This window comes from Aeromonas sp. LsrichE-8G, from assembly GCF_022869435.1.
Taxonomy (GTDB): Bacteria; Pseudomonadota; Gammaproteobacteria; order Enterobacterales; family Aeromonadaceae; genus Aeromonas; species Aeromonas caviae.
The window spans coordinates 1-293 of record NZ_JALIHH010000226.1 but is presented as its reverse complement, the minus strand read 5'-3'; the positions used below and the strand labels follow the sequence as shown (position 1 = coordinate 293).

At 59.0% G+C, this 293-nt stretch carries 1 protein-coding gene; it reads left to right on the top strand.

The annotated features are described in order from the left end of the window. Positions 1-102 precede the first annotated feature (102 nt). The coding region (locus MUW49_RS19615) for an ATP-binding protein (protein ID WP_193550750.1) at positions 103-293 on the top strand (191 nt) is incomplete at its 3' end.

Below are 293 nucleotides of genomic sequence, written 5' to 3'. Positions count from 1 at the left end.
CCGCGACCAACTGCCCGCAAGCCCGCTGAGCTACCCAGAGTTACCGCAAGAGCACGAGAACATCCGTGGCCCCCAGAGCTTCCACTAAAGAGGATACGTCCCATGACCCAACAAACGCTGACCCGCTTGAGACACCTGAAACTGACTGGCATGGCGGATGCCGTGCAACAACAACTGGAACAGGCAAGTACCTACGAAGGGCTGCCCTTCATCGAGCGGCTAAGCCTGCTGGTCGAACACGAACAACTGAGCCGGGAGCAGCGTAAACAAGCTCGGCTGGTCAAGCAGGCGAG